The following is a 22,852-nucleotide window of genomic DNA, read 5'->3' on the forward strand; positions in this document are numbered from 1 at the left end:
CCGTGAGCACCCCCGAACTTCCCCTGATCGACCAGAACGACGGCGGCTGCGGCGACGACTGCGCCTGCGGCGACGGCGAGGAGAGCGGCCTCGACCCGGCGCTGGCCCAGCTGCTCGCGGACGCGGGCCTGGACCCCATCGAGGTCGAGGACATCGCCCACATGGCGCTCTCCGAGGACCTCGACGGCGGCGTGGACGTCACCACCGTGGCCACGGTCCCCGAGGACGCGGAGGCCGTCGCCGACTTCGTCGCCCGCGAGGACGGCGTCGTCGCGGGCCTGCGCATCGCCGAGGCGGTGTTCTCCGTGGTGTGCACGGAGGCCTTCGAGGTGGAGCGGCACGCGGAGGACGGCGACACCGTCAAGGCCGGCGAGGTGCTGCTGTCGGTCCGCGCCCGCACCCGTGACCTGCTGACGGCCGAGCGCAGCGCGCTGAACATCCTGTGCCGCCTGTCGGGCATCGCGACGGCCACCCGCCGCTGGGCGGACGTGCTGGAGGGCACGAAGGCCAGGGTCCGCGACACCCGCAAGACGACGCCGGGCCTGCGTTCGCTGGAGAAGTACGCGGTCCGCTGCGGCGGCGGCGTCAACCACCGCATGTCGCTGTCGGACGCGGCGCTGGTGAAGGACAACCACGTGGTCGCCGCGGGCGGTGTCGCGCAGGCCTTCACCGCGGTGCGCGAGGCCTTCCCGGAGGTCCCGATCGAGGTCGAGGTGGACACGATGCACCAGGTCCGCGAGGTCCTGGACGCGGGCGCCGACCTGATCCTGCTGGACAACTTCACGGTCCCGGAGACCGAGGAGGCCGTCACGCTGGTGGCCGGCCGGGCGGTGCTGGAGTCCTCCGGGCGCCTCACGCTGGACACCGCCCGGGCGTACGCGGAGACCGGTGTGGACTACCTGGCGGTCGGCGGGCTGACCCACTCCTCGCCGATCCTGGACATCGGTCTCGATCTGCGCGAGGCGGTGTAACCGGTGCTCCTCACCATCGACGTGGGCAACACCCACACGGTCCTGGGCCTGTTCGACGGTGACGAGATCGTCGAGCACTGGCGCATCTCGACCGACCCGCGGCGCACGGCCGACGAGATGGCCGTGCTGATGCAGGGCCTGATGGGCATGCACCCGATGCTCGGCAGCGAGCTCGGCGACGGGATCCACGGCATCGCGATCTGTTCGACGGTGCCGTCGGTCCTGCACGAGCTGCGCGAGGTCACCCGGCGCTACTACGGCGACGTGCCGGCGGTGCTGGTGGAGCCGGGCGTCAAGACGGGCGTGCCGATCCTCATGGACAACCCGAAGGAGGTCGGCGCGGACCGCATCATCAACGCGGTCGCGGCGGTCGAGCTCTACGGCGGTCCGGCGATCGTGGTCGACTTCGGTACGGCGACCACCTTCGACGCGGTGTCCGCGAAGGGCGAGTACGTGGGCGGGGTGATCGCCCCGGGGATAGAGATCTCGATGGAGGCGCTCGGCGTGCGGGGCGCGCAGCTGCGCAAGATCGAGCTGGCCCGGCCGCGCCACGTGATCGGCAAGTCCACGGTCGAGGCGATGCAGTCGGGCGTGATCTACGGTTTCGCGGGTCAGGTCGACGGGGTCGTGGCCCGGATGGCCAGGGAGCTGGCCGGGCCGAACGGCGATCCGGAAGACGTCCGGGTCATCGCGACCGGCGGGCTGGCCCCGATGGTGCTGGGCGAGTCGTCGGTGATCGACGACCACGAGCCGTGGCTGACGCTGATCGGGCTGCGGCTGGTGTACCAGCGCAACGCGCCGAACTTCGAGTGACGCCGCCGGGAGGGGGGCCGCGGACGCGGCCGCCCTCCCGGTCAGGCGCGGACTTCGACCCACAGCAGCTTTCCCCCGGCGTCCCCGTACAGCCCCGTCCCGCCGAGCGGATAGCCGCCCCAGTTGGCGGCGTACGCCCGTACGAGGAACAGCCCGCGGCCCCGCTCGGCGCCCGGCTGCGGTGCCGCGACGGGTGGGTCCGTTCCGAAGGGTGCAGGGATGTGCGGATTGCTGTCCCAGACGCTGACACGCAGCCGGGTGGACCCCATGGCCCGGAGCCGGAGCGTGTACGGGCCGTCGGAGTAGAGGTAGGCGTTGGCCAGCAGCTCACCGGCCAACAGCTCGGCCGTCTCCACGAGTTCACTCATCGCGTGCGTCCGGAGTACGGAGCGCAGGGTCTGGCGGGCGAGGCCGGGGGCGCGGGGATCTTGCGGGAGTTGCAGGCTGTAGGCCCACGACGGAGATACGGTGGCAGGCATGGAAGTCTCCGATCACGGAGGGGTGTTGGTCGCTTCGTACTCGCTGCCCGGTGACCGTGCCGCTCCGTCGAGCGGGGTACTTCCGGGCGGGGTGGCCTGCGTCCCAGATTAGGGTCGCGCAAGTGTTATTTGCGCGGATCTCGTGGGATCCAGGCCCTCATTCGCTCGTGTGAGTGAGTCAGTCGCCGGAAGGGAGTGCCATGGCGGGGCGGGTAGCACTGACGGCCCGGCGCGTCCGCGTCGCCGTTGAGCTGCGCAAGTTGCGGGAACGCTCTGGGCTCACGGCGACCGAGGCCGCACGTCAACTCGGCACCAGCCAGGGGCAGCTGAGCAATGTGGAGACGGGCAGGTTCGGAGTGAGCCCCGAACGCGTCCACGCCATGGCGCAGGTGTACTCCGTCTGCGACCCCGGGCTCATCGACGCACTGGCCGCGATGGCGGGCGACCGTACGAAGGGCTGGTGGGAGCAGTACCGGGGGATCCTGCCGCCTGGCCTCCTCGACCTCGCCGAGCTGGAGCACCACGGTCTGGCGCTGCGCGCCGCTTACACCGTCCACGTGCCCGGCCTGCTGCAGACGGCGGAGCACGCCCGGGAGATCTTCGGGCACGTGCTGCCGCCGCTGCCCCGGGGCGACGTGGAGCACCGCGTCGACCACCGGATCAAGCGGCAGGCCGTCCTCCACCGCGCCGTGCCGGTCCCGTACCGGGCGATCATCCACGAGGCGGCCCTGCGGATGAAGTTCGGCGGGAACGCCGTCGTGAAGGCTCAGCTCGCGCACCTGCTGGAGATGGGAGAGCTGGAGCATGTCCGGATCATGGTGATCCCGTTCGACGCGGGTTCCTTCCCGGGGTCCGGCCAGTCGATCTACTACGTCCACGGACCCGTACCGCAGCTCGACACCGTCCACCTCGACCAGTCCCACGGGCCGGTGCTGGTCGACGCCGAGGCCCAGCTCGCCAAGTACCGGCTGCTCCTGGACCGCATGGAGGGCGCCGCCCTCACGCCCGGCAAGAGCAGGGACTTCATCCACAGCATCCTGCACACCCTGTGAACCGAGGAATCCCCATGACTCAGCTCAGCTGGCGAAAGTCGTCGTTCTGCCAAGAGGGCGAAGCCTGTGTGCACGTGGCGACCACAGCCCCGGACGCCGCCGTGAAGGTGGCCGGCAGCGCCGACCCCGGCGTGGACCACCTCACCGTCTCCCCGACTGCGTGGACGGCATTCCTCCAGACGGTCAAGAGCGCCCCGTGGGGGCGACAGCACTAGTCCAGGGCCGCCAGTGCATCGAACAGCACCCGTCCCTCGGGGCCTCCTCGCCGGAGCAGTAGTCCCGCGACCGTGTGCAGCTCACCCCAAGCGTGCGGTCGCCCCAGTTCTGCCGCGTCCGGTACAGCCGCCAGCGCCGCCTCCAGCGCGGCAGCGGACTCGCCGAAGCCGGCGTGGGCGTGCGCCAGACATGCGCCGTACCAAGCCCGGTCGCGGCGGTATGACGGTGCGAGCCCGGCGAGGCCCCTTGTCAGGTTCCCCGCTGCGGTGCGCCATCGCCCCAGGTGCAGCTCGGCCATGCCCCGCTGGGCCGAGAACCAGGGCTCACCGTAGAAGTACAGCCACGGCGGAGCATCGGTGGCGCCCGCGATGATCCCCTGAGCCTCATCGAGCCTGCGGTACGCCTCGTCGGCCTCGCCCACCAGGGCGTGCCCCCTTCCGGCCATCTGCACTGCCATGGCCCTGGTGGCCTCACCCGCGCCCGGCATCGAGGCCGCCGCCTCGGCGAGTCGCACGCAGCGCCGCCCGTTGCCTCCGGACCACGCCAGATGCGCCTTCATGCTCATCGTGGTGGCCGCCATGTCTCCGTAGCCCGACTCCAGGGCCCAGTCGTAGGAGCGGTCGAACCATCCCAGCGCCACCGGGGCGTTGTCCTGGTCCTGGGCCATCCAGGCAAGGAACTGGGCGTACTCGGCCATCACCTTCACCAGACGGTCTGCCAAGGGCCCGCGGGCCTGTGCGTAGAACCCTGCCACCTGCTGGAACTGCGCGGTCACCACGCCGAACAACGCGTGAGAGCCGAGCGTGTCCTCTGCCCTTCGGTGTGCGGCCAGTAAGTCTTCCAGCGAGTCCAGAGAAGCGGCGTCCAGACGAAGTCCGCCGTGTTTGATGCGCGTCAGCCGGTCGGACATCGCTTCGGAGACCAGCCCCGGCAGCACGAGCGAGGGCATAGGCAACTTCTCGACCGCACCAGCGAGCAGCTCGACGGGCACGCATAGCCCTTCGAGGATCCTCTGGCGTACTTCGACCGACGTCACCGCTCGGCGCCGGTTCTCGATCGCCGAGACATCGGGTTGCGCGAGGCCCACCAGGGCGCCCAACTTGCTCTGGCTCATGCGTGTCAACTCCCGCCACGTCCGCAGCACCGCCGACCAGTCCCCCGCAGCCACAGCGGCACGCAAACCAGGGTGTGCCCACACGTCCAGGTCCGGCTCCATCCCCGCAATATAGGGCGGCCCTATAGGACGCGGCAGTGGAACGGTTCGTGCCGTGAAGGCCAAGGTGTCACCGGACGGAGGCGGCGTATCGGATCACGTCGGCACGGGATCCCGGAGGCCGCCACGTACCAGTCGAACCAACCGAGAGGAGCACCGCCATGAACGCCACCGATGACGCGAACGACACCACCGAAACGGCTGAGAAGAAGGCGACCACCGTCGACCTGGGCGACGTCGCCGCCCTGACCGAGGGCCAGGGCGGCGGCAACAGCGAGGACAAGCGCCGGGCCTACAACTCCTGACCTTCACCCGTCGAGCGCGGTCCTGGCCTCCGGTCCGGGACCGCGTTCGCCTTCCGGACCCGGAGGACCCCCATGCCCGTCGGAGGATTCAGTGCCGCCCTCCCCGGCCTCCCGCGCCCACTCGGCGCCCAGACCGTCACCCCTTCATCGTCCATGTGGCGGATCGGCGAACTACCCGTGCGCACCGCGCAGCGCCCCGGCCGATGCATCCACGTCATCGGTCCGTGCGGAGCGGCCGGTGAGGCGGTGCAGGACCTCGCGCACCGGCCCTTACCCCCGGGGGTGGCCTGGCAGTGGCCGGGTGCATACGCGGTCCTTGAGGAGGTGGAGGACGGCGTAGTACTCCACACCGATCCAGCCGCCGCACTGCCCCTCTACGCGGTCCGCTGGGGGCACACGTGGGCGTGGTCGACGTCAGCCCGCCACCTGGCCGCGCTGGCGGGCAAAGGCATCGACACGAAGCGTCTGGTGTGCGCCGTGCTCGCTCCGTCCCTGCCGATGCCGGCCGGCGACCGCTGTTTCTTCACCGACGTCCGCCGGCTACCTCCCGGTAGCCGTATCGCACTCCCCGCGAGCGGCCGCCCCTCCACATGCAGCACCGTATGGCGTCCCGACCCCTTGACCGGTCCGCCGCCGCCCCTGCGTCTGCGCAACGCCCTGACCGCCTCGGTAAGGCTCCGCGTTCAGGCCGACCCGGCGCTGTCCAGCGACCTTTCGGGCGGGCTGGACTCCACCACACTCTCCGTTCTCGCCTCCCGGGCGATGCGCAACCCGATCAACGGCGTCACCATCCACCCACAGGGCGTCCTGGACGGCGCCGACCTCCACTACGCACGTCTCGCCGCCGAAGCGTCCCAAGGCCGCATCCGCCACCAGCTCCTCGCGCTCGGCGACGAGCACCGCCCGTACACCGGTCTCACAGACGTGCTCGTGACGGACGAACCAGCCCCCTCCACGATCACTCAGGCACGTCTGCGAGCCCAACTCCGTTGGATGCACACCACGCTCGGAACACGCACCCATCTGACCGGCGACGGCGGGGACAGTGTCCTCTTCCAACCCCCCGCCCGTCTTGCGGACCTCGTCCGTGAGCGCCGCTACGGCCAGGCCCTACGAGAAGCAACTGGATGGGCGCGACTGCGCCACACCTCTGTCGTCCCTCTGCTGCGCGACGCCGCCCGTATGGCAGCCACCACTCGGGAACAGGCTCTGTCCGGACTCGCTGCAGCCCTGAACAGCGGGAAGAAGGAGCGTCGGAACCGGGGAAACGTCGAGTGGTTCCCCACCTCCCCACTGCCTCAGTGGGCCCTCCCTCCTGCTGTGCGGCTCCTCACCCGGACCGTCGAGGAGTACGCCGCCGCTCCTGACCCGCTGCCAGGTCTGGACGCCTCGGTACGCACGCTCGTGGACGAGATCAGGGAAGTGGCACGCACAGCGGCGGCCGACGCCGAGCTGGCCCGCACCTGCGGGATCGACCTGCACAACCCGTTCCTCGACTCGTTCGTGGTAGACGCGGTGCTGCGGACTCCACTCACGCAACGTCCACCCTTGTACGCCTACAAGCCATTGCTGACCCGGGCTTTCAGGGACGTCCTGCCCCCCGCCCTCACGACCAGGACAACGAAGGGATCGTTGGAGGCCGACCACTACAGCGGGCTGCGCGCCGCACTTCCCGAACTCCTCGACAGCGCAGGCACGAACCTGGCCGCGCTCGGCCTGATCGACGGTCGGCGCTTTCGTGAGCAGGTCCGCCAAGCCGCCGCCGGGGTGCCGATGCCTCTCGCGACGATCGAGCAGGCGCTGACGGCCGACGCCTGGCTGTGCGCCATCGCCAGATCACCCGAACCCGAGTGGGTCCTGCCCACCCACAGAAAGGTGGCGTGATGGAGAGGTCCGTGGACTTCGGACACGTTCAGGTGGTCATCGACTACGACACCGGGCGCGTCCACTGCCTGATCCCTGCCGACCCCGGCCCCACGACCGCGCCCAGGGCGAGCTGGGGGAGCGCCGAGCACCCCGCCGGCCTCACCGCGCCACGCGGAACCTGGCGACCTGCCGCTGCCGCCGCCCTCGCCGCCGTCTCCGTCATCAAGGCGACAGGAAGCCGGGAGACCGCACTGCGGCGCATCGCATGGGCCATGCACACTGCCACATCGAGGGCCAGGACGCCCGCCACACACGCGCAGGCGACGTCCGCCGTCCGCGCCATCCGCCGCGCCGCCTGGTTCTCCCCCGCCCGGACCGCCTGCCTGGAAGAATCCGCAGCTGTGGTCCTCCTGCTCGCCTTGGGGCGCCGGTCCGTCATCTGGTGCCACGGTGTCGCCCCGGACCCGGTCAGGCTGCACGCGTGGATCACCACCGCCGACGGAACCGCCGTGGCCGAACCCGCATCGACCAGCGCCTACACGCCCGTCCTCACGATCGGAGACCACTGTGACACAGCCTGAACCGACGCTGTGGATCGCCACCGAAACCTGCGGGCTCGGGCCCTACCGGGCCGACCTGATCGAGACGTACTGGGCGTGGGAGCAGGATCCGTCGCTGCTGGTCGGGTACGGGCGCCAAGCCCCCGAGTCCCTGGAGGCGCGGGCCGAGGGCATGGCACACCAGCTCCGCGGCTCGAACGTACGCTTCACGGTCTACGACCTGGCCGGCGATGAGCCGCAGCCGGTCGGCGTCACCACCCTGCTGCCCGACGACGCCGTACGGACGGCCGAGTTCGTCATCATGCTCGGCAAGGAGGCCCGTGGCCGGGGTCTGGGCACCGAGGCCACCCGCCTGACCCTGGACTACGCCTTCCACGTCAGCAACCTGCGCATGGTCTGGCTCAAGGTGCTGGCGCCCAACACGGGCGGGATCACGGCCTACGAGCGGGCCGGATTCCAGCGGGCCGGGGTATTGCGCGAGGCCGGGTACTGGCTGGGCGAGGTCTGCGATGAGGTGATCATGGATGCGCTGGCCCGCGAGTTCTCAGGGCCCTCCGCGGTCAAGGCGCTCTTCGGGCGTTGACCCGCCCCGCGCGCGGGGCGGCGGGCTGCCACCGGCCGGCAGCCACCGTCCGGAAGTCGCTGGTCACTCCCGGGCACGGTTCAGCACGGGTGCGGGCGGCTCAGCATGCGGCGCAGGGCGGCCCGCCAGGGGTGGCGGGCCTCGCCGCCGTCCAGGACGGCCCGGAACTGCTGGTAGGAGCGGGCCGCGCGGAGCACGGCCATGTCGTCCCGGCCTGGCGGCGGGGGCATGGGGGCGCCGTGCTGGGACGCGCGGTAGGTGTCGATGAGGTACTGCTCTATCGCTGTCATGACTCCACCCTCACCCCGTCGGCCCCGTCCCGCACGACGGTTGACGGTCCGCGTCAATCGTCCCGGCCCGCAGCCGCCCCGGGCGGTGACGATCACTCGTCCGGCGGCCGTGCCGGGGCCCGTACGGCCACCCGTACGGAGGCTCCGGACGGCCGGAGCGGACGTCCCCGACGTGCGGGAACGGACAGAATGGCCCGATGAGCGTCACCATCGACATCGCCGGGCTCCCCGCTGAGCGGATCGTCTTCGCGCCCTCCCCGCTCGCGGAGCTCTGCATGGCCCTGCACGCGCTCTCGCAGCCGGCCCACCACCCGCGGCTCACCTCCTGGACCACCGCCACCTCCGCCTCCCTCGATCCGTGTCTCGCGGACCGTCTGCTGGAGGCCGACTTCCTGTGGCGCAGCTCCTTCTCCGACATCTTCATGCCGTTCGCCGGGATCCCCGGGGAGGCCGGGCTGCCGGCGGCGACGCTGGCCGAGGAGCTCGACGTACTCGACCGGCTGGACGACGAGCGGTTCGTCGGGGCCGCGCTGGAGCACTGCCGGCTGGCGCTCTACAACGAGGGCGGCGGGCCCTCGCCGCTGAAGGATCCGGCGGCGAGGGCCAGGGCGCTGGAGCTGGCCGCCGCCCGCGGGCCGCGCCAGCTGGCCTTCTCCGTGCGGCTGCTGGACGACACCGCGGCCGTGCGGGTGTGGCTCAGGCGGCTCCTGGAGGACTGCGACGAGGCGTTCTTCGCGCAGACGTGGGAGCGTCTGGAGCCGGGGCAGAGCGCCGACGCCCGGCACAAGGCCGAGCTGCTGCGCCGCAAGGGCCTGGCGGCCGCGCTGAGGGACGTCTCGACGGCCCTGAGCGTCGACGAGGACCTCACCACGATCACGGCCGACAAGATGGTCCACGGGACGGCCACGGCGACCGATCCCCGAATAGGCAGCGGCCTCGTCTTCGTACCGACCAACTTCGGCTGGCCGCATCTGCTGGTGCTGCACGCACCGGACTGGCGGCCGGTGGTCCACTATCCGCTCGGCACCCCCGGGCCGGCTTCCGGGCCGGGCTCGGTGGAGCTGCTGCAGCTGCGGATGGAGGCCCTGGCGCACCCGATGCGGATGCTGCTGTGCCGGAGTCTGGCCCGGGCCCCGTACACGACGAGCGAGCTGGCGAACGTGCACGGGATCACCGCGCCGGAGGTGTCGCGGCACCTGGCCGTCCTGAAAAGGGCCGGTCTGATGCATACGCGAAGGCAAGGCCGTTATGCCCAGCACCAGTTGGATCTGGGTACGGTCGCCCGTATCGGCTCCGACTTCATCGAGGGCATCCTCCGCTAGCACCAACCGGCAGGTGGATGGCTGGATTCGACCGGCCCAGAGTCACCGATATACGGAATTCATAAACCGAAATCAGCGAAAACTCTGGCCATGATGGCCACTTGCTGTCTAACGTGCGCTCACTGTTCGCCCACGTAACGCGCACCGCGTCCGCACGTCCGGTCCGTCGCGTTCCGCCGCGCTGTGCCCTGCTCCGCCCGTCGTGCCCGGATCCACCTCGTTCCGCCCGTCGTGCCCAGCTCCGCCCCGCCCTGCTCGCCCAGTCGTGGAAGGACCTTCATGCCCTCACGCCGTATAGCCGCAGCAACCGCCGCCCTGGCAGCCGCGGCCCTCGTCTCGCCCCTGCTGCTCGCCGGACCGGCCGGTGCCACCAGCCCGCAGAGCGACGCCGCCAGGGCGGACGCGCTGGCCCGGAAGCTGGTCAAGAACGCGACCGGCAAGGGAGCCTTCAACCACCTCAAGGTCTTCCAGTCGATCGCCGACTACAACAACGGCAACCGCGCGGCCGGTTCCAAGGGCCACGAGCAGTCGGCCAAGTACGTCGAGGCCGTGATGAAGGCGGCCGGCTACACGGTCACCCGCAACGAGTTCGACTTCGTGTACGTCGAGACCCTCGCCGAGGAGCTCACGGTGAACGGCGCGAACGGGCGTGACGTCCCGATGCACCTGATGACATACACGACGAGCACCCCCGAGGGCGGCGTGACGGCCGAGGTCGCCGTCGCCCCGGTCGACGCGGACGGGACGAACGGCTGCGAGCCGGGCGACTTCGCCGCCGGCGGCTTCACCGGCAGGATCGCCCTGATCAAGCGCGGTGGCTGCACCTTCGCGGCCAAGCAGGCCAACGCGGCGGCGGCCGGCGCGGTCGGCGCGGTCATCTACAACAACACCGCGGGCGCCCTGAACGGCACCCTGGGCGACCCGACCGTCGGCAAGGTCCCGACCGGCGGCATCACCCAGGAGGACGGCGAGAAGCTGGCCGCCGAGGCCGCCGCCGGTCCGGTCGAGCTGACCCTCGACATCCGCGAGCTGCGCGAGAACCGCAAGACCTTCAACGTCATCGCCGAGACAAAGGGCGGCGACGAGAACAACACCGTCTTCCTCGGCGCGCACCTCGACTCGGTCGCGGCCGGGCCGGGCATCAACGACAACGGTTCCGGCTCGGCCGGCATCCTCCAGGTCGCCCAGCGGCTCGCGAGCGAGCAGAAGAAGGTCAAGAACAAGGTCAAGTTCGCCTGGTGGTCGGCGGAGGAGTTCGGCCTGCTCGGCTCCGAGGCGTACGTCGGCGGCCTGACGGACGCGCAGAAGAAGCAGATCAAGCTCTACCTGAACTTCGACATGATCGCCTCGCCGAACGCCGCGTACTTCGTGTACGACGGCGACGACTCGGACGGCGTCGGCGCGGGCCCCGGCCCGGAGGGCTCCGCCCAGCTGGAGAAGGGGATCACCGACTTCCTCGACTCGAAGAAGATCCCGCACGCGGGCACCGACTTCTCCGGCCGCTCGGACTACGGCCCGTTCATCGAGGTGGGCATCCCGTCCGGCGGCACCTTCACCGGCGCCGAGGGCATCAAGACGCCCGAGGAGGCCGCGAAGTTCGGCGGCCAGGCCGGTGTCGCCTACGACGTGAACTACCACGGCGAGGGTGACGACATCACCAACATCGACCACAAGGCGCTCGACATCAACGTCGACATCATCGCGGACGCGGTCGGCCACTACGCCCACGACCTCGCCCCGCTGTCGAAGCCGGTCGTCTCGACGCCGACCCCCGGCGGCAGCGGCGGTGGCGGCGGTCTGCACACGGGCCACGACGAGGTCACGCAGTAGTCGCACGCCGTCGGCCGAGGGGGCCGGGATCCCGCGAACGGGATCCCGGCCCCCTCGCCGCTCCCGGTGCTGCGACCGCAGAGGTCCACCGGGTCACAGCACTGGTCACAGCACCGGGTCACCGCACTGGTCACAGCTCTAGCGGGTATCCCGCGACCACCTCGTGGTGACGTACGTGATCGCCTGGGCGGTCTCGTCCATCCGGCGGGAGCCGGAGCGGAGGGTCCGGCTCAGTTCCACGTGCAGGAAGCGGGTCCCGTGCCGGGCGGCGAGCCGGCCCTGCTCATTGGTCCGGCCCGACAGCTTGCACGTGGCGGACCACGCCCGGCACACCGCGACGTCCTGGCCGGCCAGCCGGTCGGCGAGCCGTTCGGCGTCCGGGACCGCCCGGCTCCCCGCTCCGGTGGAGACGACGGAGTCGCTGCCGGGGACGGAGTCGTCGGCGAAGCCGTGCAGCTGGATGCCCGGCAGGCCGCGCCTGGTGAGCTCGGCGACCACCGCGTGGAAGACCGAGTCGGTGCGGTGCGCCATGTCGGCCGGGTTCCCCTCGCCTCCGTCGTCCGCCTCGTCGCCCGCCCCCTCCGCTTCCGCCGCGCCCGAGTCCGACACCGAACCCGCCGTACGGTGGGCCCCCGCCATGACCATGACCCCGCCGGGGGCGCCGCGCAGGACCCTGGCCCCGAGCCGCTCGGTCCCCTGATCGGCGACGGGATGCGGGATCTGGACGGACCAGCGGGGAGGCGCGCCGAGGTCGACGTAGACGCGGCCCCAGCCGCGGTTGGCGGATCCGGACCGGCCCGCCGCGTCGGAGACCTCCGCGAAGCGGCGTCCGCCGGCCGTGTCGGTGAAGGTGTCGAGCCTGTAGTCCACCTCGGCCAACCGGGTACGCGCCATGTCGATATTCCCGTCAAAAAGGTCGGAAACGGCCTCGACAATGATCGTCTTCTCGGTCTGCGTGGGCGTGCGATAGCCGCCCTTCACGCCGAACTCCCCGGCGAAGCCGGTAACGCGGGTGAGTAGATCTATGTCCTCCGCCACAGGCGACGGTGAGGCGGCGGCCCCCTTTTCGACCGAATTGGTTGATTCAAAAGCGGCGTAGGTCACCAGTGCCGCGACCACGCCGCACAAGATCACGCCAATCGTTACACTCCTTGTGAACTTCACAGTCTTCACTGGCTGAAAATAGCTGAGTGAACATCGCCTTTCCCCGTCCGGCCCCCGCCCTGACCCGCGCGGTGCTCCTCGTCCTCCCGCTGAGCCTCTCGCTCGCGGGGTGCGGCCTCCTCGGCGGCCCGCAGGAGGACCAGGAGTCGTCGGGCGGTGCCGCGGGCGCCGGCGCCAAGGGCGCGGGCCGCTCCTTCACCGTCGCCGCCGCGGGTGACATCCTCATCCACCCGCAGCTGACCGACCAGGCCGCCCGGGACGCCAAGGCCGCCGGGCACACGGGGTACGACTTCGACCGGATCATGGCGGGGGTCAAACCGGTCATCAGCAAGGCCGACCTCGGTATCTGCCACATGGAGCCGGTGCTGGGCAAGCCGAACGGCCCCTTCCAGACCTACCCCGACTTCCTCGTCCCGCCGCAGATCGCCAAGGCGATCAAGAACGTCGGCTACGACACCTGCTCGACGGCCTCGAACCACACCCTCGACCACGGACCGGACGGTGTGTTCCGCACCCTGGACACGCTGGACGGCGAGGGCCTCAAGCACACCGGATCCGCCCGCAGCCAGGAAGAGCACGACACACCTCTGATCCTCGACGTCAAGGGCGTCAAGGTCGGCCAGATCTCCTTCGCCTTCGGCTTCAACGGGCGCGAGGTCCCGAAGGACAAGCCCTGGCTGGCCAACCTCACCAGCTTCAAGGCCATCGCCGCAGCCGAGAAGAAGGCCCGCGCGGCCGGCGCCGAGGTCGTGATCCTCTCCATCCACTGGGGCCGCGAACACCAGCCGAACCCGAGCAACCCTCAACTGGAACTGGCCCGCAAGATCGCCAAGGAGACCGGGATCAACCTGGTCATCGGCCACCACGCCCACGTCGTACAGCCGATGGAGAAGGTCGACGGCACGTGGGTCGCCTACGGGCTGGGCAACCAGCTCGCCCGCCACGACGTGCCCAGCGGTCTGACCGAGGAGGGCGCCATCGGCTGGTTCGAGTTCAGCGAGAAGAACGGCACGTGGGACGTACAGGCCCGCTTCGTGCCCACCTTCACCGACATCCCGCCGGACCCCGAGGCCGCTCCGGGATCGGAGCTGCCCGGCGCGGACCGGCAGCCGGTCCGCGACCACCGCCTGGTCGATGTCGTGGAGGCCCTCGGCAAGGACAGCGGCCTGCTGCCGGAGCAGCGCGCCCGCTACCGGCTGGCCTTCGAACGCACCCAGGGCACCATGCTCAACCGCGGCGCCGGCAAGGACGGGCTGCGCCCCCTGCGGGGGCTGCCCGGGTGACCCCGTCCCGTACACCAGAAGGCGAACGCACGACCTCCCCGCTCTCCGAACCGTCCCAGGAAGGACAACCACCCGTGGCCGCACCCCGCAGCAAGCGGCGGCACAAGGCCGGCCGCAGGGCCGACATGTCGCTGCTCGGCGGCATCAGGCCGCCGATCACCGTGCTGTCGGTGCTGCTGCTCGCCCTGGCGGGGTTCACCGCGGTGACCCTGGGCAACGTCCGCGAGGGCCGGCTGCCCGCCGCGGTGCTCACCTCCCAGCAGCACTTCGCCGAGGACGGCGCGGTCGCTCTGCGCGCCTCACTGGACGAGAGTGTCACCGACCTCGACCGGGCCGCGGCCCTCTTCTCCGCCGGGAAGCCCGTCCCCCCGGACGCCGTGCTCGACAAGATAGGCAGCGTCTACCAGAAGTGGCGGGGCACCGCGGTCGTCGAGATCAGCTCGGGTCGGCTGCTGGCCGCCCGCGGCGAGAACCTTCCCCTGACCGCGATCGACCGCACCCGGCTCACCGGCGAGGGCGGCCTGGCCCCCCGCATGGTGAAACTGTCCAACGGCGAGACCCGGCTGCTCACCCTCTCCCTGCTGTCCTGGAAGGACCAGCCCCAACAGCTGCTGATCGCCTCCAGCAGCCTGCGCTTCCCCGGCATCAGCCTCGGCAACTTCCGTGCCATCGCCGTCGTCGGCTCCGACGGCACGGTGCTCAGCAACGACGGCATCCCCGAGCCCGAAATGGTCCTCACCGACCTGCAGCGCGCCGAGGTCAAACGCGACACCAAGCAGCTGCGCTCCTTCGCCAAGACCGCGGCGAAGCGGACCAAGGCCAATCCCCTGACCACGAAGGAGCCCGGCTCCGGCGGCTTCCTCGGCGTCAGCGGCAGCCTGACCGGAGGCGAATGGGGAGGCGAACGCGCCGCCGCGGGCTACGCCCGCCTCGCCGGACCCGAACCGGGCGTCGGCACCAGCGCCACCAGCCTGGAACTGACCGTCGTCGCCATGGTCAACGTCGCGCAGAACCCCGCCCGCACCTCCGACGCCTTCGCCGGGCTGGTCCTGGCCGGCGCCCTGCTGCTGGTCGGCGCCCTGGTCGTCGCTCTGCTCGTCGGCACCGTGCAACGGCCGCTGATCACCCTGTTCCTGGAGAGCCGCCGACTGACCCGCGGTGACCTGACCCGCCCGGTGTCCGTCCCCCACGGGAGCGAGGCGGCCCGGATCGGGACCGCCCTGGAGCGGTTGCGCAACCAGCTGACGGACCAGGACGCACCCGGGCCGCCCGCCCCCTCCGGCAGGCGGAAGCGCCGTACGGGCGCCCGCACCCTCCTCGCCCTGTGCGGTGTCCTGCTCCTGGCCTGGTGCGTGCCGCTGGGCCTGCTGATCAACCGGGCCGGCGCGGACGTCGTCGTACCGCAACAGCTGGTCAACGACCAGCGGGAGCGCACCGACACCCTCAACGACCGGATCCGGCGCGCCCTCAACGAGGGCCAGGCCGACCTGCAGTCCGTCGCCTCGCTGTTGGGCGACGACACGGCCCCGCAGCACATGACCGCCGTCCTGGAACGCACGGCCCGGGAACACCTGCGCTACGAGTCCCTCTACGTGCTCGACGCCGACGGCAAGGTCCTCGCCCAGGCCGGCGGCGCGCCGCAGGCCACCACCGGCGCCAAGGGCCCCCGCAAGGAGCCGATCGCCCTCCACGACGGCGGCAAGAAGCCGGTCGTCGTCGCGACCGCCCAGCTCCCGGGCCAGAGCGGCTCGGCGGTCGTCGGCGAGTTGCGCATCGACTTCCTCAACTCGCTGCTCAAGCGGCCGGGTCTGGGTGAGATCCGGGTGGTCGACTCCCAGCACAGGGTCATCGCCTCCAACAACGGCTACCGCGCCTTCGAGAAGCTCGGCGACGAGCGGCTCGACGCCCTCGTCGAGGGCTCCGCCCTCAAGGTCGGCATGTCCCCGCGGCCCGGCAGCGTCCTGTACCGCAGCGGCGGCGACCACGTCATCGCGGCAGCCGCGCCGTTCGTGGGCGGCGGCGCCGCCAAGCCCCTGGACTGGACCGTGGTCAGCTGGCAGTCCGCCAAGGGCCTGGCCATCCACGAGTACAGCCTGCAGAACCGCACCGTGCTCGCCGGCCTGCTCGGCTTCGCGGTCGGCGCGGCCTGCCTGGGCTGGCTCCAGATCATCGTGGTCGCCCCGCTGCGCGAGCTCGCCCGGCGCGCCGAGGCGCTCGCCGACGGCGACCGCCGCACCGTCCTGTACCCGCGCCACCACGACGAGGTGGGCGCCGTGACGCGGAGCCTGGAGATCATCCGCCAGCAGCTCCAGCAGCAGCGCAAGCAGGCCGGCGGGCGAGCGCCCGCACCGGCCGGAAGGAACTGATCCCCCGTGCTCTTCCTCTACTGCGTGCTGCTCGCCTGCTGCGCGATCATGCTCGTCGCGGGCATCGTGGAACAGCGGCGGCACTTCGCCAGCCTGCACCGCATACCGAACCGGGTGCTGGTCAACGGCATCCGCGGCAAGAGCTCCATCACCCGGCTGTGCGCGGGGGCGCTGCGCGGCGGCGGTCTGACCACGGTCGCCAAGACCACCGGCACGGCGGCCCGGTTCATCCACCCGGACGCCACCGAGGAGCCGGTCTACCGCAAGTTCGGCATCGCCAACGTCGTGGAGCAGATCGGCATCGTGCGACGCGCCTCCGCCTACCGTCCGGACGCGCTCGTCATGGAGTGCATGGCGGTCATGCCGGCGCTCCAGGAGATCAACCAGTCCAAGCTGATCCAGTCGACCATCGGCGTCCTGTGCAACGTCCGCGAGGACCACGTCGCCGAAATGGGCCCGACCCTCGACGACATCGCGCGCTCCCTGTCCCGGTCGATGCCGTACGGCGGGATCTGCGTCACCGCCGAGAAGGAGCGCTTCGACGTCCTCCAGGAGGAGGCCGACGCCCGTGGCTGCCGGCTGCTGTACGCCGACCCCGACACCGTCAGCGACGAGGAGCTGCGCGGCTTCAGCTGGTTCACCTTCAAGGAGAACGTCGCCATCGCGCTCCTGGTCGCCGAGCTTCTCGGCGTCGACCGGGAGACCGCCCTGCGCGGGATGTACGAGGCCCCGCCGGACCCTGGTGTGCTCTCGGTCGAGCGGTACCTGGCCCCCGGCGGGAAGCGGCTGCGGTTCGCCAACGTCTTCGCGGCGAACGACCCCGAGTCGACGCTGATGAACATCAACCAGCTGCTGGACCTGGGTGCGGTGGACCGCCCCCTGAGCGTGGTCATCAACTGCCGGCCCGACCGGGTCGAGCGCAACGGCCAGATGGGCGCGATCATCCCTGAACTGCGGCCGGACAAGGTCTTCGTGATCGGCCACCCCGCCAAGAGCGCCATCGACGCGATCCCGGCCGAGTGGCGCGACCGCGCCGTCGACCTCGGCGGCGACCACCGCGACGGCGAGGAGTTCATGCAGGAGTTGCTGGGGCACCTCGGTCCCAGCTCCTCGCTCGTCGCCATCGGCAACATCCACGGTCAGGGCGAGGTGCTGCTGGAGCACCTCGCCGAGCTGCCGGCGGACGAGGCGGCCGACTCCGAGGACGGGGGGCCTGTGCGGGAGGCCGTCCCGGCGGCCCGGACCGACCAGCCCGTCCCCCCGCACGCGGACACCGCCTACGGCCAGGACCCGTACACCCCGGTCCCGCACCCCCGGAGCCCCTACGGCCACGCCCCGTACCCGCAGCAGGCCACGCACCCGCAGGCCCCGTACACACAGGCCCGGCACCCGCAGGACCCGCACCCGCAGGCCCCGTACACACAGGCCCCGCACCCGCAGGACCCGCGCACGCAGGACCCGCACCCGCAGGCCCCGCACAGGCAGGCCCCGCACCCGCAGGCCCCGCACCCGCAGGACCCGCACCCGCAGGACCCGCACACACAGGACCCGCACCCGCAGGCCCGGCACCCGCAGGACCCGCACCCGCAAGGCCCCGCCCCCGACTCTCACGGCATCCGCGGCGCCACGCACGTACCGGCCTGGCCGCAGCAGCAACCGCCGCGGCCGCAGATCCACCCGGGCCCCCCGCAGGGGCAACGGCACACCCCAGGAGAACCCCGTTGATCCCCGCCGTCCTCACCCCCGAGATCGCCGCGATCGGCATAGCCCTGGGTCTGCTGTTCTCACTCGTCTGCTACCTCACCACCAACCTCTCCCCCGGCGGGATGATCACACCGGGCTGGCTCGCGCTGACCCTCCTGGAGGACCTCCAGCGAGCCGCCCTCGTGGTCGGCGTGACCGTCGCGACGTACGCGCTGACGCTGGTCGTGCAGCGCTTCGTGATCCTCTACGGCAAGCGCTTGTTCGCGGCCGTCGTGCTGCTCGGCGTCCTGCTCCAGGCCACCGTGGTGATCGTGCTCCAGATGGAGTTCCCCCTCCTCTACGCGAACCAGACCCTGGGCTTCATCGTGCCCGGCCTGATCGGCTACCAGCTCGTCCGCCAGCCGAAGGGTGCCACCCTGCTCGCCACCGGCAGCACCACGCTCATGACGTACGTCGTGCTGACCGCCGGCATCCTGCTCGGCGTCATGCCGGCCGCTTAGCCGGGCAGAACCGTGCCCGCGCCGTGCCCCTCCCCAACCGCTCCGGAGCCCCTCGCATGACCGCCAAGTCGAAGAGCCGCACACGTTCCGCACTGCACGCGGCGACCCTGATCGCCCTGATCGCGGGCAGCGGGTACCTCACCTACACGCTCCGTGCGCAGGAGCAGGCCAAGGCGCCCGCCGTCCAGGTCGTCGACGGAAACGTCGTGGCCGGCTCGGGCGAGGCGGGTGCCCAGAAGTGGGAGCGGCTCTCCAGCCCCGACCGGTCGGTGGTGCGCGACGGCAGCGGTCAGGTGCTCGCCACCTTCACCGACGGCGCCCGCACGGCCACCCTCACCGGGCCCAGCCGCACCTTCACCGAGCCGGCCAACACCACGGCCAGGGTCGTGACCGAGAACTGGGTACGCCTCATGCCGGAGCCCTGGAAGGCGGGCGCGGAGAACGAGGCGTGGTTCAAGGAGTGGTTCAAGAAGTACTTCGGCAGCCAGGAGGACGACATCTTCGCGATGGCCTTCCAGTACGGCGACCAGGCCCCCGTGAAGAAGGACGCGCAGGGCACCTCGTACGCGGGCGACGCCTCCTTCGGGCCGCTCAACCCCAACGGCTCGGCCGGCAACGACCTGCGCCTGGAGCAGTCGGACTTCTACGACTACCTCGGCACGCCGTACAACTTCCGCGACGGCACCAAGAAGCAGCCCCAGACCGCCCGGTACCGGTCGATGGACTGCTCCGGCTTCGTCCGCACCGTCTTCGGATACCGCGCCCGGTACCCGCTCCTGTCCGGCGACAAGCCCGGCTCCGGTCTGCCGCGCACCGCGAACGCCATGGCCCGCGCCGCCCTCGGCACCGACGTCCTCCCCCTCAAGGGCGTCGGCCCGCAGGACCGGCCCGTGAACATCGACGTCATCCAGCCGGGCGACCTGCTGTTCTTCAAGCTCGACGCGCGCACCGGGGACCGCCTCGACCACACGGGCATCTACCTGGGCACGGACACCGACGGCCACAAGATCTTCATCTCCAGCCGGGAGGAGGCCAACGGCCCGACCATCGGCGACAAGGGCGGCACCTCGCGTCTCGACGGCAACGGCTACTACGCCACGACCCTGCGCAGCGCGAAGCGGCTGTGAGGGGCTTGCCGTAAGCGGCTTCAGGGGCGCTCGCGCGCTGCGTGCGTCAGCTCCCGCCGGGCCCGTCCCACGGCCAGGCCCGCACCGCCACCGGCTGCACCAGCCAGCCGAAGGCGCCCAGTCCGGCCGGTGAGGTCAGTTCCGCCGCCTCACCGGCCGAGGCCAGGGCCCGTACGTAGGCCGCCGGGTCCGAGGAGGCCAGGGCGAGCGGGGGGCGGGCGCCCGAGACGCCGAGGGCGCTCAGCGCCTCGGCTTGCGTCAGCAGGACCGCGCCCGGTCCGGCGCAGGCGTCGAGCGCCACGTGGGCGGTGATGTCGCAGCCGCCGTCCGGGACCGGCGCGACCTCCCGGCCGCCCCGGAATCCCGTCAGGGTGCCGAACGGGGGCCGGGCCCGGCGGGTGTGGGCGTAGTCCACCGCCACCGCCAGCCCCCGCTCCAGGGTCCGGGTGGCCGCCGCCCAGGCCTCGTCGCGCGGGCGGCCGATCTCCGCCCGGCCGCCACCCGGCCACCAGCGCTCCAGCCAGGCCCGGTCCGCGTCCTCCAGCGGGCCGCCGCGGCTCTCCGTACCGTCCGGCGCGACCAGTACGTAGTGCCCGTCCTCGGCGATGTCGAGGGGGACGTTGTCCAGCCACTCGTTGGCGAAGAGCAGCCCGGTCACGCCCTCGGGCGGCTCCCCGGTCCAGTGGATCCGCGGGTCGAGCCCCTCGGGCCGCGGCGCCCGCTCCACGGCGTACGGGCGCACCCGCGCCGCCGTCTGCGGGTCCAGTGCGGCGAGCACCCCGGACAGCAGTTCGGCCCGGCCGGCGCCCATGTCGACGAGGTCGAACCGCGGCGGGTGCCCGAGCTCCGCGTCGACCCACCGCAGCAGCCTGGCCACGGCCGCCGCGTAGAGGGCGGAGGCGTGCACCGAGGTACGGAAGTGGCCTGCGGGACCGGGGCCCGTGGGGCGCACGTAGAAGCCGCCGGGCCCGTACAGCGCCGCTTCCATCGCGCTGCGCCACCGGACCGCTGCGCCGGGTCCACCAGAAGTGCTCATCACCGAAGGCTATGCTCACCCTCCACCTTGGGGAGTATGTCCCCGGTGTCAGGTTCGGACCTCTGGTTGACTCCAGCACCTATCACCGTTCCCTACTCTGGGTTACGTGCAGCGCCTCTACGACTTCCTCCGCAGACACCCGACGGGCGTCGACTGCTTCTGGGCTGTGCTCTTCTTCGGTGTCTCGATGCTGAACGTCACGGGCGAGCCCGACATCAGCCGGCCCCTGAAGATCGTCGCCGTCCCGGTGGTGATCGCGCTGAGCACGGCCCTGGCCCTGCGCCGCAAGTGGACGCAGGCGATGTTCTGGCTCACCCTCGCGGCGGGCCTGCTCCAGCTGGCCGCGGGGATCGTCGCCGGGTTCTACGACATCGCCATGTTCGTGATCCTCTACACGGTCGCCGCGAGCGAGGTCCCGCGCTGGGTCTCGCGCACCGCGCTGGGCTGGGGGCTGGTGGCGGCGCCGCTCTACTTCCTTCGGTACGGCGTGGACAAGGGCGCCAACGACGTCGACAACGTCCTCTTCGCCGTCTTCATGATCGTCCCCTTCGTCCTGGCCTGGGTGCTGGGCGACTCCCTGCGCACCCGGCGGGCCTATTACGCCCAGCTGGGCGAGCGCAACCAGCGGCTGGAGAAGGAGCGAGAGGCCCAGTCCAAGGTGGCCGTGGCCGCCGAGCGCGCCCGGATCGCCCGCGAGCTGCACGACGTCGTCGCGCACAACGTCTCGGTGATGGTGGTCCAGGCGGACGGCGCCGCGTACGTCATGGACGTGGCCCCCGAGCAGGCCAAGGAGGCCCTGCAGACCATCTCGGGGACCGGCCGCCAGGCCCTCGCCGAGATGCGCCGGCTGCTCGGCGTCCTGCGCACGGGCGAGCCGCAGGAGTCCGAGGACTACGTGCCGCAGCCCGACGTCGAACAGATCGAGGTCCTGGTCGAGCAGGTGCGGGCGGCCGGGCTGACGGTGGACTTCGAGGTCGAGGGCGCCCCGCGGCCGCTGCCCAGCGGCGTCGAGCTGACGGCGTACCGGATCGTGCAGGAGGCGCTGACCAACACCCGCAAGCACGGCGGCCCCGAAGCGAAGGCCAGTGTCCGGCTCGTCTACTTCGACGACGGGCTCGGCCTGCTGGTCGAGGACGACGGCCGGGGCGCGGCCCACGAGCTGTACGAGGACGGCGGCGCGGACGGCGCCGGACACGGGCTGATCGGCATGCGCGAGCGGATCGGTATGGTCGGCGGAACCCTGGACGCGGGGCCGCGGCCCGGTGGCGGCTTCCGGATCAGCGCACTGCTGCCCCTGAAGAAGAGATGACGAGGACGAGGTAACTGATGTCCATCCGAGTGATGCTGGTCGACGACCAGGTCCTGCTGCGCACCGGCTTCCGCATGGTGCTCGCCGCCCAGCCCGACATGGAGGTCGTCGCCGAGGCGGGTGACGGGCTGGAGGCTCTGGAGGTGCTGCGGGCCACGAAGGTGGACGTGGTGCTGATGGACGTCCGCATGCCGAGGCTCGACGGTGTCGAGGCCACGCGGCGGATCTGCGAGCCCGAGGAACACCCGAAGGTGATCATCCTGACCACCTTCGACCTGGACGAGTACGCCTTCTCGGGCCTGAAGGCGGGCGCGAGCGGCTTCATGCTGAAGGACGTGCCGCCGGCCGAACTGCTGGGCGCCATCCGCTCGGTGCACAGCGGGGACGCGGTGGTGGCCCCGTCGACGACGCGGCGCCTGCTGGACCGTTTCGCCCCGATGCTGCCGACGACGACGCAGGAACCGGAGCACAAGGAGATCGAGCGGCTGACGGAGCGCGAGCGCGAGGTGATGCTGCTGGTGGCGCAGGGGCTGTCGAACGGCGAGATCGCGGCTCGGCTGGTCCTGTCGGAGGCGACGGTGAAGACCCACGTGGGCCGCATCCTGACCAAGCTGGGCCTGCGCGACCGCGTCCAGGTCGTCGTCCTGGCCTACGAAACGGGCCTGGTCCGCGCGGGCGGCGGGGCCGGATAACCGCCGCGGGCCGGACCGGACAGCGCGGCGGGCCGGACCGGACAACCGCCGCGGGCCGGGACGGACAGCCGCCGCAGGCAGGGCCGGACTGCCGCCGCGGGCCGGACCGGACAGCCCCCCGCGGGCCGGACCGGACAGCCCCCCGCGGGCCGGGACGGACAGCGCGGCGGG

Annotated in this window: 22 protein-coding genes; 17 read left to right on the top strand and 5 right to left on the bottom strand. The window is 71.5% G+C overall.

The features are described from left to right. Positions 1–2 precede the first annotated feature (2 nt). Together nadC and ACIPXC_RS29810 are read left to right on the top strand one after the other, a co-directional pair. Positions 3–971, top strand: a complete 969-nt coding sequence (nadC, locus tag ACIPXC_RS29805; RefSeq protein ID WP_401624275.1) for a carboxylating nicotinate-nucleotide diphosphorylase — start codon at positions 3–5, stop codon at positions 969–971. A gap of 3 nt (positions 972–974) precedes the next feature. Then, positions 975–1,784: a type III pantothenate kinase gene (locus tag ACIPXC_RS29810; protein ID WP_401624277.1), complete on the top strand. Its 810-nt coding sequence runs from the start codon at positions 975–977 to the stop codon at positions 1,782–1,784. A 41-nt stretch (positions 1,785–1,825) separates the two neighbouring features. Here the strand turns inward: ACIPXC_RS29810 and ACIPXC_RS29815 are convergent, their stop codons facing one another. Next, positions 1,826–2,263: an ATP-binding protein gene (locus tag ACIPXC_RS29815; protein WP_401624279.1), complete on the bottom strand. Its 438-nt coding sequence runs from the start codon at positions 2,261–2,263 to the stop codon at positions 1,826–1,828. A gap of 200 nt (positions 2,264–2,463) precedes the next feature. Between ACIPXC_RS29815 and ACIPXC_RS29820 the strand changes: the two genes are divergently transcribed. Together ACIPXC_RS29820 and ACIPXC_RS29825 are read left to right on the top strand one after the other, a co-directional pair. Next, a complete protein-coding gene (locus ACIPXC_RS29820; protein WP_401624281.1) occupies positions 2,464–3,315 on the top strand; it encodes a helix-turn-helix domain-containing protein in 852 nt (283 codons plus the stop codon). A 14-nt stretch (positions 3,316–3,329) separates the two neighbouring features. After that, a complete protein-coding gene (locus ACIPXC_RS29825; protein WP_401624283.1) occupies positions 3,330–3,530 on the top strand; it encodes a DUF397 domain-containing protein in 201 nt (66 codons plus the stop codon). Here ACIPXC_RS29825 and ACIPXC_RS29830 read toward each other — a convergent pair. Then, on the bottom strand, positions 3,527–4,747 hold the full coding sequence (locus tag ACIPXC_RS29830; RefSeq protein ID WP_401624285.1) for a helix-turn-helix domain-containing protein: 1,221 nt from the start codon (positions 4,745–4,747) through the stop codon (positions 3,527–3,529). The genes ACIPXC_RS29825 and ACIPXC_RS29830 overlap by 4 nt on opposite strands. 158 nt (positions 4,748–4,905) lie before the next feature. On the opposite strand from ACIPXC_RS29830, the gene ACIPXC_RS29835 reads away from it, so the two are divergent. From ACIPXC_RS29835 to ACIPXC_RS29850, 4 genes are all read left to right on the top strand, one after another. Continuing rightward, positions 4,906–5,049 carry an albusnodin family lasso peptide gene (locus ACIPXC_RS29835; protein WP_401624287.1) on the top strand — a complete coding sequence of 48 codons (144 nt, stop codon included), beginning with the start codon at positions 4,906–4,908 and terminating at the stop codon, positions 5,047–5,049. A gap of 72 nt (positions 5,050–5,121) precedes the next feature. After that, positions 5,122–6,933, top strand: coding sequence for an albusnodin/ikarugamycin family macrolactam cyclase (locus ACIPXC_RS29840; protein ID WP_401624289.1), 1,812 nt, complete (start codon positions 5,122–5,124; stop codon positions 6,931–6,933). After that, a complete protein-coding gene (locus ACIPXC_RS29845; RefSeq protein ID WP_401624291.1) occupies positions 6,933–7,496 on the top strand; it encodes a lasso peptide biosynthesis B2 protein in 564 nt (187 codons plus the stop codon). Before ACIPXC_RS29840 ends, ACIPXC_RS29845 begins: the two co-directional genes overlap by 1 nt. Further along, complete coding sequence (locus ACIPXC_RS29850; RefSeq protein WP_401624293.1) at positions 7,483–8,058, top strand: GNAT family N-acetyltransferase; 576 nt, start codon at positions 7,483–7,485, stop codon at positions 8,056–8,058. Before ACIPXC_RS29845 ends, ACIPXC_RS29850 begins: the two co-directional genes overlap by 14 nt. Positions 8,059–8,138: 80 nt before the next feature. Here the strand turns inward: ACIPXC_RS29850 and ACIPXC_RS29855 are convergent, their stop codons facing one another. Continuing rightward, a complete protein-coding gene (locus tag ACIPXC_RS29855) occupies positions 8,139–8,348 on the bottom strand; it encodes a hypothetical protein (RefSeq protein ID WP_401624295.1) in 210 nt (69 codons plus the stop codon). Positions 8,349–8,545: 197 nt separating this feature from the next. Between ACIPXC_RS29855 and ACIPXC_RS29860 the strand changes: the two genes are divergently transcribed. Together ACIPXC_RS29860 and ACIPXC_RS29865 are read left to right on the top strand one after the other, a co-directional pair. Beyond that, positions 8,546–9,670: a DUF5937 family protein gene (locus tag ACIPXC_RS29860; RefSeq protein WP_401624297.1), complete on the top strand. Its 1,125-nt coding sequence runs from the start codon at positions 8,546–8,548 to the stop codon at positions 9,668–9,670. A gap of 279 nt (positions 9,671–9,949) precedes the next feature. After that, on the top strand, positions 9,950–11,500 hold the full coding sequence (locus ACIPXC_RS29865; protein ID WP_401624299.1) for a M28 family metallopeptidase: 1,551 nt from the start codon (positions 9,950–9,952) through the stop codon (positions 11,498–11,500). Between the two features lie 138 nt (positions 11,501–11,638). Here the strand turns inward: ACIPXC_RS29865 and ACIPXC_RS29870 are convergent, their stop codons facing one another. Continuing rightward, the gene (locus ACIPXC_RS29870; RefSeq protein ID WP_401624301.1) at positions 11,639–12,538 is read right to left on the bottom strand and encodes a hypothetical protein; all 900 of its coding nucleotides are present in this window, start codon (positions 12,536–12,538) and stop codon (positions 11,639–11,641) included. A 158-nt stretch (positions 12,539–12,696) separates the two neighbouring features. Here ACIPXC_RS29870 and ACIPXC_RS29875 point away from each other — a divergent pair, with 158 nt between their 5' ends. The 5 genes from ACIPXC_RS29875 to ACIPXC_RS29895 all read left to right on the top strand — a co-directional run bounded on the left by ACIPXC_RS29875 (position 12,697) and on the right by ACIPXC_RS29895 (position 19,644). Next, positions 12,697–13,947 (top strand): CapA family protein, encoded by a 1,251-nt coding sequence (locus ACIPXC_RS29875; RefSeq protein WP_401624340.1) that lies wholly within the window; start codon positions 12,697–12,699, stop codon positions 13,945–13,947. Between the two features lie 125 nt (positions 13,948–14,072). Beyond that, positions 14,073–16,313, top strand: a complete 2,241-nt coding sequence (locus tag ACIPXC_RS29880; protein ID WP_401624342.1) for a cache and HAMP domain-containing protein — start codon at positions 14,073–14,075, stop codon at positions 16,311–16,313. Positions 16,314–16,319: 6 nt separating this feature from the next. Further along, positions 16,320–18,038, top strand: a complete 1,719-nt coding sequence (gene pgsB, locus ACIPXC_RS29885; RefSeq protein WP_401624303.1) for a poly-gamma-glutamate synthase PgsB — start codon at positions 16,320–16,322, stop codon at positions 18,036–18,038. Next, positions 18,035–18,517: a poly-gamma-glutamate biosynthesis protein PgsC/CapC gene (locus ACIPXC_RS29890; protein ID WP_030028214.1), complete on the top strand. Its 483-nt coding sequence runs from the start codon at positions 18,035–18,037 to the stop codon at positions 18,515–18,517. The genes pgsB and ACIPXC_RS29890 overlap by 4 nt, the downstream gene beginning before the upstream one ends. 56 nt (positions 18,518–18,573) lie before the next feature. Next, positions 18,574–19,644 (top strand): C40 family peptidase, encoded by a 1,071-nt coding sequence (locus ACIPXC_RS29895; RefSeq protein ID WP_401624305.1) that lies wholly within the window; start codon positions 18,574–18,576, stop codon positions 19,642–19,644. A 46-nt stretch (positions 19,645–19,690) separates the two neighbouring features. Here ACIPXC_RS29895 and ACIPXC_RS29900 read toward each other — a convergent pair whose 3' ends face one another. Beyond that, the gene (locus ACIPXC_RS29900) at positions 19,691–20,680 is read right to left on the bottom strand and encodes an SAM-dependent methyltransferase (protein ID WP_401624307.1); all 990 of its coding nucleotides are present in this window, start codon (positions 20,678–20,680) and stop codon (positions 19,691–19,693) included. 106 nt (positions 20,681–20,786) lie between these two features. Here ACIPXC_RS29900 and ACIPXC_RS29905 point away from each other — a divergent pair, with 106 nt between their 5' ends. After that, positions 20,787–21,989, top strand: a complete 1,203-nt coding sequence (locus ACIPXC_RS29905) for a sensor histidine kinase (RefSeq protein WP_401624309.1) — start codon at positions 20,787–20,789, stop codon at positions 21,987–21,989. A 17-nt stretch (positions 21,990–22,006) separates the two neighbouring features. Next, positions 22,007–22,681 (top strand): response regulator transcription factor, encoded by a 675-nt coding sequence (locus ACIPXC_RS29910; RefSeq protein ID WP_030961746.1) that lies wholly within the window; start codon positions 22,007–22,009, stop codon positions 22,679–22,681. The last annotated feature ends 171 nt before the right edge of the window (positions 22,682–22,852 follow it).

The organism is Streptomyces sp. NPDC090021, from assembly GCF_044748225.1.
Taxonomy (GTDB): domain Bacteria; phylum Actinomycetota; class Actinomycetes; order Streptomycetales; family Streptomycetaceae; genus Streptomyces.

What these genes read in the sequence shown, in the direction of transcription:
- ACIPXC_RS29815 (WP_401624279.1), bottom strand. Translation starts at nt 2,263, where the DNA reads ATGCCTGCCACCGTATCTCCGTCGTGGGCCTACAGCCTGCAACTCCCG.
- ACIPXC_RS29820 (WP_401624281.1), top strand. Translation starts at nt 2,464, where the DNA reads ATGGCGGGGCGGGTAGCACTGACGGCCCGGCGCGTCCGCGTCGCCGTT.
- ACIPXC_RS29825 (WP_401624283.1), top strand. Translation starts at nt 3,330, where the DNA reads ATGACTCAGCTCAGCTGGCGAAAGTCGTCGTTCTGCCAAGAGGGCGAA.
- ACIPXC_RS29830 (WP_401624285.1), bottom strand. Translation starts at nt 4,747, where the DNA reads ATGGAGCCGGACCTGGACGTGTGGGCACACCCTGGTTTGCGTGCCGCT.
- ACIPXC_RS29835 (WP_401624287.1), top strand. Translation starts at nt 4,906, where the DNA reads ATGAACGCCACCGATGACGCGAACGACACCACCGAAACGGCTGAGAAG.
- ACIPXC_RS29840 (WP_401624289.1), top strand. Translation starts at nt 5,122, where the DNA reads ATGCCCGTCGGAGGATTCAGTGCCGCCCTCCCCGGCCTCCCGCGCCCA.
- ACIPXC_RS29845 (WP_401624291.1), top strand. Translation starts at nt 6,933, where the DNA reads ATGGAGAGGTCCGTGGACTTCGGACACGTTCAGGTGGTCATCGACTAC.
- ACIPXC_RS29855 (WP_401624295.1), bottom strand. Translation starts at nt 8,348, where the DNA reads ATGACAGCGATAGAGCAGTACCTCATCGACACCTACCGCGCGTCCCAG.
- ACIPXC_RS29860 (WP_401624297.1), top strand. Translation starts at nt 8,546, where the DNA reads ATGAGCGTCACCATCGACATCGCCGGGCTCCCCGCTGAGCGGATCGTC.
- ACIPXC_RS29865 (WP_401624299.1), top strand. Translation starts at nt 9,950, where the DNA reads ATGCCCTCACGCCGTATAGCCGCAGCAACCGCCGCCCTGGCAGCCGCG.
- ACIPXC_RS29880 (WP_401624342.1), top strand. Translation starts at nt 14,073, where the DNA reads ATGTCGCTGCTCGGCGGCATCAGGCCGCCGATCACCGTGCTGTCGGTG.
- ACIPXC_RS29895 (WP_401624305.1), top strand. Translation starts at nt 18,574, where the DNA reads ATGACCGCCAAGTCGAAGAGCCGCACACGTTCCGCACTGCACGCGGCG.
- ACIPXC_RS29900 (WP_401624307.1), bottom strand. Translation starts at nt 20,680, where the DNA reads ATGAGCACTTCTGGTGGACCCGGCGCAGCGGTCCGGTGGCGCAGCGCG.
- ACIPXC_RS29910 (WP_030961746.1), top strand. Translation starts at nt 22,007, where the DNA reads ATGTCCATCCGAGTGATGCTGGTCGACGACCAGGTCCTGCTGCGCACC.